Origin of the sequence: Aureispira anguillae, from assembly GCF_026000115.1 — a bacterium.
GTDB lineage: Bacteria > Bacteroidota > Bacteroidia > Chitinophagales > Saprospiraceae > Aureispira > Aureispira anguillae.
Window position 1 is genome coordinate 5,073,204 of record NZ_AP026867.1, and the last position, 15,730, is coordinate 5,088,933.

Here is a 15,730-nt window from a genome sequence, read left to right on the forward strand (position 1 = left end):
CAAATGGACAATTTTTACAACCTGATTAATTCAATCGAATTTCATCTTCATTCTCATCAAAGAAGCAGTATTTCATCATGTGATAATTGTTGTCTACTTCAACTTTTATCCATTTTTTAAACTCTCTTCTCCACTGCATCAAGACACTCCAAAATCCCTTTCTCAAATAAGCATTAATAAAAGGATGCACATGAATTGAAAGCTTATTGGGACTTTGAGAACGGATAATAAATTCTAAATCTCGTTTAATGTCATCCAAAAGCAAAATAGATGGGTTGATTTTTCCAGTTCCATCACAAACGGGACAAAGTTCTGCCGTAGAAATGGTGATAGCAGGGCGCACTCGCTCTCTTGTAATCTGCATTAACCCAAACTTACTGAGCGGTAAAATAGTATGCTTAGCATTGTCTCCATCCATGAACTGTTTCATGGAATGAAATAATTTCACTTTATTTTCGTTTTTGCGCACATCAATAAAGTCAATGATAATAATCCCACCAATATCTCTCAAACGCAACTGGCGAGCTATTTCGGCCGCTGATTCAAGATTAACTCTCAATGCATTTTCTTCTTGATCATTGCTAACCATCTTGTGCCCACTGTTCACATCGATCACATGCATTGCCTCGGTACTTTCTATCACCAAATAAGCACCAGAATTCATTGTTGCAGTCTTACCAAATGAGGACTTAATTTGTTTGGTAATGCCAAATTGATCAAAAATAGGTCGAGCACCAGAATAGTAGCGAACGATGTCCGTTTTTTTAGGGGCAACTTTTTTAATTTCGCTAATTACCTCCTCTTGTACTTTTTTATCATTAACAATGACCCTAGAGAACGATTCATTCCAAAAATCTCGAATTAAACTCTTCGTTTTATTGAGTTCGCTAAGACATTTTATAGGTGCCGTAGCTTGGTGAAGTTCTTTGTATATTTTTTCCCACTTGTTGACCAATTCCGTAATATCATCGTGTAATTCAGCAACTCGTTTTCCCTCTGCGGCAGTACGAACGATAAAACCAAAATTCTTTGGGCGAATGCTCTCCATCAAGCGTCTAAGACGCTCCCGTTCTTCATCACTGGTAACTTTTTTGGAAACCGCAATCACATTCGTAAAAGGCGTTAAGACAACATAACGACCTGCAATAGTGATTTCACAACATAATCTAGGTCCCTTTGTTGAAATAGGCTCTTTAAGCACTTGCACCAACACATTTTGTCCCTTGGTTAGTACTTGGTTTATTTTGCCTTTTTTGGAAATATCAGAATCTATTTTAAATCCTTTCAATAAGTGTGTTGGCAAAGAACCATCAATTGCACCATTTGTAAATTTAACAAGAGATTTTAATTTAGGCCCTAAATCCGTGTAATGCAAGAAAGCATCTTTTTTAGAGTGTCCTATATTAACAAAAGCAGCATTAAGACCAGGCAAAAGTTTGGTAACTCTTCCCAAATAGATATCCCCTACAATAAGGTTATTTTTTAGGGATTGGTTATGCAACTCTACTAATTTCCCGTTTTCTACCAAAGCTAACTGAATTTCTTTTTGGTTAGAGTTGATAATTAATTCTTTTTCCAAAGCTTTATTATTCTTTTTTCATAAAAATATTGATTTCAACAAACAACCTTGGTTCCGATTGATAAAATCGTACTTAAGTTGATTCTTTTGATGGTATAAATAATCAATATTTTCTTTGTATTGCTCCATCTATAAAATGACTCAATACTTTTATTTTAATATTTTTTTTACATTCTGGTATTGTATACATGCATGATTGACGCTCCTTAGCAGGATTCCTTTTTAGCAACAAAGAACACTATACTTTAGCAACAAAAAGCATCATTTTCATCTTATAACACATCAAAGTTTTGCCAAATTAATCGTTTAAGACAAACTAGTTGTACTGTGCAGACATAAAGGGGTTTATTCGTTTTGAAAACGAATAGTATAAAATAGAATTATAAGATGAACATGCAAAACATGTTCTAATTAGTAGTTTTATAGAGATGCAAAGAATTTACTTCTAAAACTCATATGTCATCTAAAACGACCTAATTAAAAGAGAATAGGAGAGAATAATAGAAAAGAATAGAAATAGGTGATCAAGTATATTAATAGCAGAAAAGCAAATAAGGCAACTCTAATGTTAGTTTTTATGCTAATTAGGTCTATTCACTACTCTACTAGATTGAAGTTGTTTAACAATAGGACTAATTTGTAAGTATTTTACAGTTGTATTGAAAATGTGTATTATTTTTTATCTAAGCAAGGTAAATGCTATCATTTGAGCCATGCTACAACAATATATCAATCGATAAAAAATAGATTAGCTTCGCTAATTTTCAATTCATCCAAGACTATTTTTAAACAATTTCAGTAATAATAATTCCGTACCAAATAGATTTAATTAACTATTCTTATTTACTTATAGCTATATATAGACACAGGGCAAGTGTAGTTCTTGCCCTTGTGAATTATATATTGAATCACGAAGAATAGATTATTTCTTCTTCTTGTGACGATTTTTACGAAGTCTTTTTTTACGTTTATGAGTTGCTATCTTATGTCTCTTACGTTTTTTTCCACAAGGCATATTTTTGAAATTTTACGTTTGTTGATTAATTATTATTTATATAGTTCTGTTTTGCTCTAATCATTTGTTCCTGCATAGAAGACATGGAAGCACTTAGACGAATTGTATTGTCGTAATGGAACAAAACTTTTTCTTTATTCTTTTCTTGTTTATAGCAATCTATTAAAAAGTAATTAGCTTCGAGAAGAATTTCATCTGAAACAGATTCATTTTCTGCAATTGCCAATACTTTTTCTAATCTAGGTTTGGCTTTGGCCAAATCTCCAGATCGAGTAGCAGACAAACGAGCTAGCGTCATATTCACCATAACATTATTGGGGTATTTAGCGTCCAAATCTTGAAGCATTTTGACTCCTTTCATTGGCATAACAGATGCATCAACTGCACTTAGTTCTAAATACATCAAACCTTCATTTAAGGCATGTTGTAAGGTATCAGGTTCTAATACTTTTGCTCGTTCCAATGCACTGATAGCTTGACGAGCGGCCAATTGCTTTTGGTCGTTCTTTGGTGCAGCTTTATAAGCCATACCATAAGTAGTCCCTGCAATTCCCCAAGCTTCGCCTGTATCCAAAAGTTCTGCAACTTTACGTGCATAGTAGCCACTGACAATATAATTGCCATATTCAAACCATGTTCGTGAAATAAGTTTCAGGACCTCTGCTTCTTTAGTAGTAGTGGTAGCTTGAGCCTTCTCTTTGTCTAATTCAGCTAACCAAACGGTTTGGCTTGAATCCAATGAATTTCTGGCTTCTGCTAGTACAATTTCTTCCGTTAGTAATTCTTTAGGTTCGCTTTTAGTTGTTTCGCCTTTTTTAGTTGAAGGAACAGTATATCCCATTAGTCCCAAGACAACTAAAGTTAACAGCAAAAAAAGAGAACTGGTAATAATACCAATTTGTAATTTAGATAAGTTCATAAAGTATTTCTAACAAAACAGAGGTTCTGAAACAAAATCAATAAAGTGGCTGCTCTTATTTAGCAGTTTCCTCTACGGCAACTTGGTCTTTAACCTTGTTTACAAACGCTTTAGCAGGTTTGAAAGCAGGTATATAATGTGCAGGTATCACGATCGCTTTGTTTTGTTTAATGTTACGACCAATCTTCTTTGCACGTTTTTTAGCAATAAAACTACCAAATCCACGAATGTAAACATTTTCTTTGTTTGCCAAGCTTTCCTTAACTTCAGAGAAGAAGTTTTCTAAAGTCATCAATACATCAACCTTAGGAACGCCTGTCTTTTCAGCAATTCGAGAAACCAAATCAGCTTTTCTCATTTGTATATTATTTCGTTTTAAAGTGTAAATAAACTAATTATGCTCTTACTCATAAAGAGAGGCAAATGTCTCACTTTTTTTTTTAAAAGAGAAGCGGACTATGCATTTTTTATTCATTTTTTGAAAAAAACGACATATAAACCTCTATTAATGAGGTTTTAAGTATCTATTTTAGCAAAAATGTAATTGCTAAAAATTGAATCGTTCCAAAAAAATATCCTGCCATTACATCAACAAAGAAGTGTTTTTTTAGAAAAATTCTAGAATACCCAACCACAGCTATCACTACTATAAACGTAGGCATCAACAAAAAGTTTTCAGCCATATAGTGAATATATCCCAATGATAAATAAACAAATGATATTCTTGAAGAATGAATACTAGGAAAACTCCCCGCATCAATCTTTTCAAATCCATTTTTATACTGTTGACCATTGGGTCTAGGCTTATGCCACAAATATTTAATAGCCGAACAGATAAATTCGTTGATCAAAAAGCCCGCCAATAAGATCCAAAAATAAGTGTGAAATTTGGGGTGGTTGGATAAAGTTGCCAACGTAACTAACAATAGCAAAAATGGGTTGCCGATTGCTGTAAAATCACGGATATATTCTGCGTATTTTGTCTTCTTTAAGGAAAACTCCTCTTCGTTATCGCTCATTGATCTGTTTATAATTTTTTATTCGTAAGTCGTTACCTCTTTTACCGCTTTCCAATTTTTCATAAAAAAACGTAATCCAGATCCTACTGTTAGTGCCAAAGAGGCTAGAATCATTAGATGTAGCAACCACCACATAACAACAGAAGTCCCTACAGGGTCATGGGTTGGATAAAGATCAAACATCAAATAAAAATAAGCACATGGCAGCGTCATCATTTGCATCACTGTCTTTGCTTTGCCTGACCAAGATGCAGCCACAACAATAGGTTTTTTACGGAGCAGGAATACCAAACGATAGATTGTAATCACTACCTCTCTCAAAAAAATAGGTACAATCCACCAGATTGAATACATATTCTCAAAACACACATCCGATAAAGCGACAAAACTCCCCAATACAATGATTTTATCGGCGATAGGATCTAAAATTTTTCCCAGTTTCGTAATCAAATTGTATCGTCTAGCATACCAACCATCCAACCAATCTGTAAATGCAGCAATCGCAAATAAAATAGCTGCCCATACCCGTATATTAAAGTCACCTGCCCACATCATATAAGGTACAATAAACCCTAGTATAATCCTAATTATGGTTAGTGTATTAGGTACATTCATAAGATGTAAGTTCTTTTATTTACATACTCCACTTCAACAGCTAGCCTTAACGCCAATTATTAATTCATGATCAAACCTGTTGTCCCATTAAGGAAACCACCGCAAACCAAGTTTTGACAACAACAATAATAAGCCATTGCTATGAAGTATTATTTTTATATTAACGACCAACAAAACGCTGCACCTCATAAACTTAGCTATGCGAACTCACGAGGTACGAGTAACAAACAAAACAAGTCAAAAACTCTGGTAATGAATGCTGCTAAAAAAAAGGTTGCTATTCATAAGCATTCGTTTTGCCTCGTTATTTATTCTCTTTTACAAAAGAAAAGAAATACTAGTTTTATTGATAGCCGCAAAATTAAGCAATTCTATTAGAAGTGCCTTATTTTTAGTAAAAAATAAGGCTTTTATTTTATCTAGGATTTATAAAGAAAAAACTATCCCAACTACTTCAGCAACTAAGCAGAACTAATGATTGTAAATTTAAGCAATCTTTTTGCAACGCCATTAGCTATCAAAAATCTCACCCATATTATCTTAGGAAGTTAAAATTAGATCGTCTGTTTTTAGGCGGAATGATTGTCGATGATAATCCGTTTGACCATGATCAATAATTGCTTGACGATGTGCCTTAGTAGGGTATCCTTTATTTTTTTTCCAACCATACTCTGGATGCTGTTGATCCAAAGCTAGCATATAGTCATCCCGATACGTTTTAGCCAAAATAGAGGCTGCTGCAATAGACAAATACTTGCCATCTCCCTTTACAATACAATCGTGGGCAATAGAAGGATAAGGTTTGAATCGGTTTCCATCAATTAACAAGTGTTCTGGTTGCGTTGTCAACTGGTCAATCGCCCGATGCATCGCCAAAAAAGAAGCATTAAGAATATTAATTTCATCAATTTCTTTTTCATCCACTACCCCAACGGCCCAAGCCAATGCTTCTTGCTCAATAATGTCCCTCAAAGCATAACGATCTTTTTCCTTTATCTTCTTAGAATCATTGAGCAAAGGACAGTTGAAATTGGGCGGCAAAATCACAGCTGCGGCATACACTGCACCTGCCAAACAACCTCGCCCTGCTTCGTCACAACCTGCCTCGATCTTCCCTTTATGTAAATAATTCGCTAACAATTTAGAGTAGTTTTTTTAGTGCCATTAAATAACCATAGTGCAAGCTTTCATGTACATTGTTAAAAGTAATTGCCTCTGTTATAGAAGTCAAATGAGCTCCAAAACCAACGGTGTATTCTTTATAGACTTGAAAGCGTTGTGCTGCCATATCTTTTTCCAACAAATCAACTGATTTTATTAGCATCTTTCGAATCAAATCTACCTCAATTTTGGGAACATTAGCGGTAGGTGCTGTGCCTCTTGCATATTTTGCCAATATAGGATCTGTTAAATAGGTATCTAAATTAGAGAACTTATAACAGAGTAATTGTTGCACCACTAAACTATGTCCGATATTCCAAATAATATTATTATTATGAGTTGGGGGAATATAATTAAGCTCATCTAAGGTCAATTGATTGAGTTCTCTGACATAATTAGCTCGAATATTTCGAAGTAAGGTGATCGCTTCTTTCATTACAATCTCTTTTCGTAATTTATTAGAAAATTAATGGCATGGCATAATAAACAAATAACGATTTTTAATCCTAATAGTTTAATGAACGATTAGGATAATATCACTGACCTATTCCCTCCCCTTCTAAAACAAGGTTCCTTGCGTTCCATCATCCTGTTTAGGAGCTATTCCCAAATGATCGTAAGCTTTGACTGTAGCTTCTCTACCTCTAGGAGTTCGCTTGAGGTAGCCTTGTTGGATAAGATAGGGTTCATGCACTTCCTCAACCGTGCCTGGCTCCTCTCCTACTGCAGTAGCAATAGTCGTAAGTCCAACTGGACCTCCTCCAAAACTTTGTATGATTGTTTTTAATATCTTATTGTCCATTTCATCCAAGCCCCTATTGTCTACATTTAATGCATCCAGGCCATATTTAGCAATATTAGAATCAATGGTTCCATTTCCTTTGATTTGTGCAAAATCTCGTACTCGACGCAACAAGGCATTGGCAATACGAGGTGTTCCCCTGCTTCTTCTGGCAATTTCCTCTGCTCCATCTTGCGTAATTGGAACATTTAATATATTAGCCGAACGCTTAATGATATTAACCAAGGTCTCAGTATCATAATAATTGAGTAAGCAAGGAATACCAAAACGTGCCCGCATAGGAGAAGTTAATAAGCCCATTCTAGTTGTTGCACCAACCAATGTAAATGGATTAAGCGCAATTTGGATGGTTCTAGCATTGGGTCCAGAATCAATCATAATATCAATTCTATAATCTTCCATTGCAGAGTATAAATATTCCTCTACGACCGTATTTAAACGATGAATTTCATCAATAAACAACACATCATTCTCTCCCAAATTGGTTAATAAACCAGCCAAATCACCTGCTTTTTCAAGAACAGGTCCAGAAGTCATTTTAATGTCTGCTCCTAGCTCATTGGCTATAATCAGAGAGAGGGTCGTTTTGCCCAAACCTGGAGGACCATGCAGCAAGACATGATCCAATGCTTCCTCCCTCATTTTAGCAGCTTCAATAAATACTTTCAGATTTTCAACCAATTTTTGTTGACCACTAAAATCATCCAGCATCTTAGGGCGTAATGCTTTTTCAACAGCAACCTCACTGCTGTCATATTTTTCGTTAGTAGGATCTAAATGTTCATTCTTCATAAATCAAACATACAAAAAAGCAAACAAATTGTTTTATTTTTAGGTCCTAAAAAAAGTAAATCATCTCCCACAAAAAAAGGAGCTACTCCAAGAGCAGCTCCCCTCACGCAATAGTTTTACCCTATATAAAACTATCTTTTTGAGTCGCAATATGCGAGTATGCATGAACCTCCTACGATCAGACATACTCCTATATTAAAGTTATTTAGTGCCGAATATGATAACGAATCAAATCAATTTTAACTGGTGTTTCACTAAGGAAAGTATAAGAAAGACTCTGCACCCTTCCCACACCTTTTGCATAATAAGTATGTACATCAGGTTTTGGTACGGTCTGCCCGTTTTCTACCAAATTAACCTTGCCCAAAAAATCTATACAATCACTAAATATAGTTCCTCCTGCCTGAATGGTTGAAAAACCTCCAACGGTAGCATAGTCCACGGTAAAAAAATCACTGGATGGTGTCAGTGTAATTCGATCTGTAACAATAGGCGTTGTTGATATTTTGGCAGAATAAAGCACTTCCCCCAAATGATTCATTAACTGATCGTCATCATACCTAAGATAATCTACTTTTCTGAACTGTCTTCCACTATATTGGGACTGTACGTAATAAGTTTCACCATTCATTATAGTATCCTCACCAATATGAATACTATCTAGTTGACCAGTAGGATGCCAATCTCCATTGGCATTTTGAGCGTACATCTGATAGACCCAATAATTACCAACATTAAGTGGAACATAATCGTTTTCAGTCGATGGTTCGGGCTCAACTTGATCTGTATCTTTTTTACAAGAAAAAAACATTAAACAAGCGCAGATGGCAACTAAAAAAATTTCAACCTTCATAAGTTTTTACATTTAATAAATAAAATAAAATGCGTAAACTTTAATCATATATTAATTAATTACTAATAAAAAAACACATAAAAAGAGAGCCGCCTAAAACGGCTCTCAAAGGCAATTGCTTCGCTTAACGCAAAACACATTTTCGCTAAAAATATAATGGTCTTGATTTTTCAATTACAATTGCATTGCTCATTTCAAACGCAAACGAAATGAGGCACCTATGGATTGATAATCAACAATGTTCAATTATACAGCAAATTGTAATTCTAAAACAAAAGAGTAATTTTGATAGGAGGTATTCTAAAAATCTTGTAGAGCACAAAGACTATAAGTAAGATTAACTTCATACCTTCTCATTCTTCTCTTAAGTGTGGAATTCATTTCCTGAATTATGAAAAATAAAATTGTATAAAGTTGTGGCATAAAAAAAAATTGGTGAAAAAATGTTTACTATCTTACTTCCGAATACTAATCAATACGAGAGCAACCTTAAAAATGCTGCTTCCTCCTATTTATTTTTTCAAAAAATATTTTTCAAAGCGGTGAACGGGTACTAATATTTAAATATGTACATATATTTATGTATCTTTGCATTTGTCTTACCCCCAGCACAATAACACCACATTATTTCCTCCTTTAAAACACTTATTGAGTGTAATTAAATATTTAACAATGAGACATACTATACTAATCACTATTTTTATATTATTAAATATTGCAGCTTGCACCCCTCCTACATCTGTTAACCTCCAATCCGAATCTATCATAAAACTTACAAAAGGAATTTGGTATGGTGCCCTAGATATAGGGAGCGATAGTAGTCCACTAGAGATTCCTTTTAACTTTGAAGTAATTGATGAAAACAAGATTGTTATTCGAAATGGAGATGAGCACATAGAAGTAACCGATATTAATTATGATAACAACAATAGTATCTCTATAAAAATGCCTGTTTTTGGTTCTGAATTTAAGTTAACCAACCACAAAAACGGCTGGGAAGGAAATTGGCACAATTACAATAAAAAAGATTATAAAATTCCTTTTAAAGCAGTTAAAAATAATAAGAATCGTTTTGCTGCTCTACCCTCTACCACTACTACCAAACTAGCTCCTCGTTGGAAGGTTACTTTTAGCCCTAATACAGATGACAGCTATCCCGCTATCGGACTATTTAACTTAGAAGAAAAAGGCAAAGTGACAGGTACTTTTTTGACAGAAACTGGTGATTATCGCTACCTAGAGGGTATATTTGATGGTAAGGAACTCAGCCTTTCTTGTTTTGATGGAGCACATGCTTTTTTGTTCAAAGCTACCCTACAAGAAGACGGGAGTCTAAAAGGAGATTTCTGGTCTGGAAACCATTGGCATGAACAATGGCAAGCAGAGCCTAACACAGATTTTCAATTGGCATCAATGGACAAATTGACCCATCTAAAAGAAGGCTATGATAAACTAGCTTTTCGTTTTCCCAATGCCTCAGGTGACACGATAAGCCTAGAAGACAAACGATTTGAGGGCAAACCGACGATTGTACAAATCACTGGTTCATGGTGCCCTAACTGCATGGATGAAACACGCTTTTTGGTAGATGTTTACGATAAATATCACCCCAAAGGCTTAGAGATTATAGCTATTGATTATGAAGTAGTGAATGACTTTGAGGTCTTTAAGAAAAGTAAAGCCCGCATTCAAAAACACCTTGGAGTAAATTATCCATTTGTATTTGGTGGTCCTGCAAAAAAATCAGAAGCAATCAAAACACTTCCTATGCTCAATCATATTATGTCTTATCCTACGGCTATTTTTATTGATAAGAAGGGGCAAATTAGAGAAATTCATACTGGATTCTCTGGACCAGGAACAGGTGATTTATACCAAAAATATGTTGATAAAACCATTGCATTAGTAGAAGAGCTAGTAGCAGAATAATTTTCTGTGCGCTTTTTTAAGTTAATACTCCGTGGAAAAATCGACGGAGTACTGTTAAAGATTAATTGGAGTGAAATTCAACAAAGAAATTTTACAGCTTGCTATTCCCAATATTATTAGTAATATCTCCGTACCTTTGATTAGTTCTGTTGATACAGGGTTGATGGGAGGTTTATCAGCTCTACACATTGGTGCGGTAGGTTTGGGGTCTATGATTTTCAATTTTATCTATTGGAATTTTGGCTTTTTACGCATGGGAACTACAGGACTAACAGCACAAGCTTTTGGACAAGAAAATGATGCTGCAATCGTTCATACTTGGGGGCGAGCACTCATTATCGCCCTAATACTTAGTGGTCTAATTTTATTCTTTCAGAAGCCCTTAGCCTCTTTAGGATTTTCGCTCATGAACGTAACCAGCAATCAATATGATTTGGTAGCAAGTTATTTTTTCATTCGCATTTGGGCTGCGCCAGCTAGTCTTCTTTTGGTTGTTATGATGGGCTGGTTTTTTGGTATGCAAAATGCAATTTACCCACTTCTATTAACCATTATTATCAACATTAGTAATATCCTTGTTAGTTATTGGTTGGTGAATTATTATGAATGGGGAGTTGCAGGGGTTGCTTACGGGACTGTTATTGCTCAGTATATTGGAGCAACTGTAGCTTTAGGGCTTTTTGCATTTAAATACAAGTACCTCTTAGCGCATTTCCAGAAAAAGGTTCTACTGGCAAGCCATGAATTTTTGGGATTTTTGCGAATTAATAGCGATATTTTTCTGCGTACCTTCTGCTTAACAATTGCTTTTGGATTTTTTTATAGTCAATCGGCAGCAGCAGGAGCAGAAATATTAGCCGTCAACACCATCCTAATGCAATTTTTAAATTGGATGTCTTTTGGAGTAGATGGTTTTGCCTATGCAGCTGAGAGTTTAGTTGGAAAATACAAGGGAGCAAACCAAATGGCTACTACTAAAAAAATGATTCGTTTATCCATGTATTGGGGAATGGGCTTAGCTTGCTGTTTTAGTTTTGTTTATGGGGTTTATGGCAACGATTTGGTGCATTTATTTACCGATCAAGCTACTATTGTTGAGCTGGCGACTCCTTATATTTGGTGGATGGTCGTACTGCCACTAGTAGGAACACCTTGTTATATTTGGGATGGTATTTTTGTGGGTTTAACCGCAGTCAAAGCCATGCGCAATAGTATGTTATTGGCACTGCTTACTTATTTATTGTGTTATGGAATACTCACCCAATGCTACCCAGACCCAACCTTGCTTCCAGACATTCTATGGTTTTGCCTGTTAAGCTTTCTTGCGGTACGAGGTTTGGTTCAGTGGGCACTATTTCGCCAAACGGGGTTAGCAATTCAATAGACTACTACTAGAGTAATTGGATCTTCTTACAACAAATCCTCCTCCTTTAGAATATCAACTGGTCGATGAATGCTTTCCTCCAATGAAATAAAACTTTCTGTTCGTTGCACTCCTTTTATTCCTTGGACATGATGCTGTAAAATTTCGTGCAAGTCTTGACTATCCTTACAAACTATTTGAGCAAAAATACTGTAAGGTCCTGTTGTATAATGAACCATTACAATTTCTGGTATCTGCTGCAATCTCAGCACAACTTCTGTATACTGAGAGCTTCGTTCTAAGTAAATGCCTACAAAAGCGACCATATTCAACCCAAGCATTGAGTAATCTACTTTTAACATCGTGCCTTGAACTACTCCCGCTTGCCTAAGATTTTTCATTCGCACATGAACAGTTCCTGGCGAAACATGAACTTGTTTGGCAACCTCTACAGCAGTCGTTGTAGCATCTTGCATCAAAATATTAAGAATTTGCTTATCGATATGATCTAAGTTCATAGTCTTTGATTATTTTTTGGGGTTCTTTAAAAAAATGCACGACTAAATGGATCAATAAGCCAATAACGAAGGAAAAGGACTCTTAAAAATATTTCCTGCTGTCAAATGATGCCTTTCTAAGACTTCAATTAAATTTTTTCTAAACCCAAAAGCAATACTTCCTACAAAATGAATGGGTAATTCGGTTGCATTAGCATATTTCAGCACATGACGATGCAAAAATTCTTCAAAATTATTTTCAATCAATTTTTTGATAAAGGGTTCTTCTTGCTGTTTAGCGCAAAATAAAGCAAAACTAGCCAATGTTCGATTGGGTGTTTTACCATTCAGTAGTTCGCTAATAATTAGATGCTTATCCATATTATAACTAAGTTCCAACTCCTTGGCTAAATGAGGCGGCAATTCTCTATAGAAATATGCTCTTATAAGCTGCCGTCCAATATAAGCCCCTGCCCCTTCATCTCCTAAAATATACCCTAAAGATGGAATTTTGTCGATTATCTTTTGACCATCATAAACACAAGAGTTAGAGCCAGTTCCTAGAATACAGCAAATACCTGCCTCATGCCCAGCGGTAGAACGAGCTGCCGCTAACAGGTCGTCTCCTAAACTAATTTCCGCATTAGAAAAAGTAGGTGCTAAGGCTTCAAAAATAACATCTTGATTTAATGGGTTGGAGCAACCTGCCCCATAAAAATAAAGTTCTTGGACCTCATTGGCTTGTAAATTATCCAATAACTCTAATTCCAAACTCTTTTTCATTTCCTCTGTTGTCCAATAATAGGGATTGTATCCTTGTGTAGTATGTCTTACTAAGCTCTGATTCTTGACTAAATACCAATCTGTCTTGGTTGATCCACTATCTGCTACTAATTTCATAAAAGTGTTTAATTATTTTGGTTCGTTTTCATCAAAGTATGGGGCATTTTTAGTTTAGAAGTCCGTTATTTTTATCTTATAATTGGTCTATTTGGTAGAATAGATCTACACAATTGGTAGTCCTTCTTGATAAAGTTTGGTTTTATCTAGGCATAAGAGTATCTTAGAGACTCCTTTAGCTACCATTCTTTTAAAAACCACTAATGTAACGACTTATATTTTTATATCTATCTCAATGAATCAAAAAAATAGATTTAAATATAACGTTCAACAAACTTAACCATTAATAACAATTCGTATGGAGGGACACGAGCCTCTTTCTAATAAAGAGAAAATGAATATTTTTTTGCCACTTATTTTGGCATTGGCACTAGCTGGGGGCACTTGGTTAGGATTTGAGCTGGCTCACAACAAAAACAATTCGTATGTAGTTGTTTCCGAAGGAGGTAATTATCCAGCAAAGTCAGGAAAGGTGGAGGAAATTCTTCGTTTCATAGATGCTCGCTATCTAGAAAATGAAGCTTCTGACAAACTAGAAGATGCAGCAATCAATGCCGTTTTGGAAGAACTCGATCCACACTCTACTTATATTTCGTTAGATAATATTGAGCGAGTTAATGAGTCCTTAAACGGAAATTTTGAAGGCATTGGAATTGAGTTTTATATCTTAGATGACACCATTTATGTAGTTGGGGTTATTGAGGATGGTCCTTCTGATAAAGCAGGTTTGCAAAAAGGGGATAAAATCATTATGATTAATGATACCATGGTTGCAGGCAAAGATATTTTTAACGATGATGTTGTGGATCAATTAAAAGGTAGTGCAGGGAGTTCTGTTTCCTTAAAAATTAAACGTGCAGGAGAAGCAGCACTAAAAACAGTATCCATTACTAGAGGGCAAATTCCTGTATCCAGTGTCCTTGCTGCCTGTATGCTTAACAAAAACACAGGATTGATTAAAATCAACCGCTTTAGTGGTACTACTTATCTAGACTTTAGGAATGCGCTAGAGGATCTGGTTAATAATCAAGGATTGGAGCATCTTATTCTAGATTTGAGACACAATCCTGGTGGGTATCTAGAAGCTGCAACTAGAATCTTAGATCAACTGTTTACTGCTCGTAAGTTATTAGTTTATACAGAAGGGCGCAGTTATCGCCGTAAAGAATACAATTCAACTGGAAAATCCAATTTTGATATTGGAAAAGTAGTTGTTTTAATAGATGAAAACTCCGCTTCTGCTAGTGAAATTATTGCAGGTGCCATACAAGATAATGATAGAGGTCTGGTAATTGGTCGTCGTTCTTTTGGCAAAGGTCTGGTTCAAGAACAGTACAAACTAACGGATGGTTCTGCTTTGCGCTTAACAGTAGCTCGTTATTTTACACCTTCTGGACGTTATATTCAAAAACCTTATGATGGGTCGGATGGGCTATATGGAGATGATTTGCGCAAACGTTATGAGTCAGGGGAGTTGTATCATAGAGATAGCATACATGTATCTGATTCTAGCATTTACAGAACCACGAATGGGCGTATTGTTCATGGTGGTGGTGGGATTATTCCTGATATTTTTATTCCATTGGATACCACTCGCCTAAATTCTTATTTTCAGACAGCTAGTTTATTGTCTCGTGATTATATCTACAAATATTTAGACAATAAACGACTAAAAATCAAAGCAGAATATCCTAGCTTCAAAGATTTCAAAGCTAAATTTAAGCTTTCTGATGCTACCTTTGAGCAGCTAATTAATTACACCGTTTCTAAAAAATTAGATCGCAATAATCAGTTGTTACAAAAATACGAGGACGCTTTAAAATTAGAAGTGAAAGCGCATTTGGCAGATCAAATTTATGGAGAAGCAGGGTACTACCAAACGCTATTTAGTGCTGATGAAATGGTACTTAGAGCAATTCAAGAAATTGATAGAGATGGCTCTATATCTCCTAATCCTGCTGCACTAGTAGAAAAAACGACCTCTACCCCAGAATAAAGATCGTATACGAAACAAATTTTGGACGATATACTTAAGCCACTCTTAATAGGAGTGGCTTTTTTTATAGTTGGTAATTCCTCCATTTCCTTCCCAGAACCAATAGGAACAATAGTGCCATTCACTTTTAATTCTATGGTTAGAACATTTCATCTAACTACTTATTTTACATTTATAATAAAAGTGCTGTTTTTTTTTATATATTTGTTCTAATCTGCCCTATTTAGAACTGTACATTTTGCACATTTTTACTAAAAACCTATTGGATGTAAAAAATTGCGTTCTTTGAC

General features: G+C 35.2%; 14 protein-coding genes. 3 read left to right on the forward strand and 11 right to left on the reverse strand.

The annotated features are described in order from the left end of the window. Window positions 1-25: 25 nt before the first annotated feature. The 9 genes from AsAng_RS19835 to AsAng_RS19875 all read right to left on the reverse strand — a co-directional run bounded on the left by AsAng_RS19835 (window position 26) and on the right by AsAng_RS19875 (window position 8,755). Window positions 26-1,579, reverse strand: a complete 1,554-nt coding sequence (locus AsAng_RS19835; protein ID WP_264788840.1) for an Rne/Rng family ribonuclease — start codon at window positions 1,577-1,579, stop codon at window positions 26-28. Between the two features lie 1,040 nt (window positions 1,580-2,619). After that, the gene (locus AsAng_RS19840) at window positions 2,620-3,513 is read right to left on the reverse strand and encodes a tetratricopeptide repeat protein (RefSeq protein WP_264788841.1); all 894 of its coding nucleotides are present in this window, start codon (window positions 3,511-3,513) and stop codon (window positions 2,620-2,622) included. A 55-nt stretch (window positions 3,514-3,568) separates the two neighbouring features. Beyond that, a complete protein-coding gene (locus AsAng_RS19845) occupies window positions 3,569-3,871 on the reverse strand; it encodes an HU family DNA-binding protein (protein WP_264788842.1) in 303 nt (100 codons plus the stop codon). Between the two features lie 166 nt (window positions 3,872-4,037). Beyond that, complete coding sequence (locus AsAng_RS19850; protein ID WP_264788843.1) at window positions 4,038-4,532, reverse strand: phosphatase PAP2 family protein; 495 nt, start codon at window positions 4,530-4,532, stop codon at window positions 4,038-4,040. A gap of 18 nt (window positions 4,533-4,550) precedes the next feature. After that, entirely contained in the window at window positions 4,551-5,147 is a 597-nt protein-coding gene (gene pgsA / locus AsAng_RS19855; RefSeq protein WP_264788844.1) for a CDP-diacylglycerol--glycerol-3-phosphate 3-phosphatidyltransferase, read from the reverse strand. A gap of 540 nt (window positions 5,148-5,687) precedes the next feature. After that, window positions 5,688-6,287 carry a ribonuclease HII gene (locus AsAng_RS19860; RefSeq protein ID WP_264788845.1) on the reverse strand — a complete coding sequence of 200 codons (600 nt, stop codon included), beginning with the start codon at window positions 6,285-6,287 and terminating at the stop codon, window positions 5,688-5,690. 1 nt (window position 6,288) lies between these two features. Next, window positions 6,289-6,744 carry a DinB family protein gene (locus tag AsAng_RS19865; protein ID WP_264788846.1) on the reverse strand — a complete coding sequence of 152 codons (456 nt, stop codon included), beginning with the start codon at window positions 6,742-6,744 and terminating at the stop codon, window positions 6,289-6,291. 123 nt (window positions 6,745-6,867) lie between these two features. Beyond that, window positions 6,868-7,902, reverse strand: a complete 1,035-nt coding sequence (ruvB, locus tag AsAng_RS19870) for a Holliday junction branch migration DNA helicase RuvB (RefSeq protein WP_264788847.1) — start codon at window positions 7,900-7,902, stop codon at window positions 6,868-6,870. Between the two features lie 205 nt (window positions 7,903-8,107). Continuing rightward, the gene (locus tag AsAng_RS19875) at window positions 8,108-8,755 is read right to left on the reverse strand and encodes a hypothetical protein (RefSeq protein ID WP_264788848.1); all 648 of its coding nucleotides are present in this window, start codon (window positions 8,753-8,755) and stop codon (window positions 8,108-8,110) included. Window positions 8,756-9,427: 672 nt separating this feature from the next. On the opposite strand from AsAng_RS19875, the gene AsAng_RS19880 reads away from it, so the two are divergent. Beyond that, a complete protein-coding gene (locus AsAng_RS19880; RefSeq protein ID WP_264788849.1) occupies window positions 9,428-10,684 on the forward strand; it encodes a peroxiredoxin family protein in 1,257 nt (418 codons plus the stop codon). Window positions 10,685-10,754: 70 nt separating this feature from the next. Continuing rightward, the gene (locus AsAng_RS19885; RefSeq protein WP_264788850.1) at window positions 10,755-12,068 is read left to right on the forward strand and encodes an MATE family efflux transporter; all 1,314 of its coding nucleotides are present in this window, start codon (window positions 10,755-10,757) and stop codon (window positions 12,066-12,068) included. Between the two features lie 26 nt (window positions 12,069-12,094). Here the strand turns inward: AsAng_RS19885 and AsAng_RS19890 are convergent, their stop codons facing one another. Both AsAng_RS19890 and AsAng_RS19895 read right to left on the reverse strand, forming a co-directional pair. Then, the gene (locus AsAng_RS19890; RefSeq protein ID WP_264788852.1) at window positions 12,095-12,565 is read right to left on the reverse strand and encodes an Lrp/AsnC ligand binding domain-containing protein; all 471 of its coding nucleotides are present in this window, start codon (window positions 12,563-12,565) and stop codon (window positions 12,095-12,097) included. 51 nt (window positions 12,566-12,616) lie between these two features. After that, window positions 12,617-13,444 (reverse strand): hypothetical protein, encoded by an 828-nt coding sequence (locus AsAng_RS19895; protein ID WP_264788853.1) that lies wholly within the window; start codon window positions 13,442-13,444, stop codon window positions 12,617-12,619. Window positions 13,445-13,742: 298 nt separating this feature from the next. Here AsAng_RS19895 and AsAng_RS19900 point away from each other — a divergent pair, with 298 nt between their 5' ends. Then, window positions 13,743-15,440, forward strand: coding sequence for a S41 family peptidase (locus tag AsAng_RS19900; RefSeq protein WP_264788854.1), 1,698 nt, complete (start codon window positions 13,743-13,745; stop codon window positions 15,438-15,440). The last annotated feature ends 290 nt before the right edge of the window (window positions 15,441-15,730 follow it).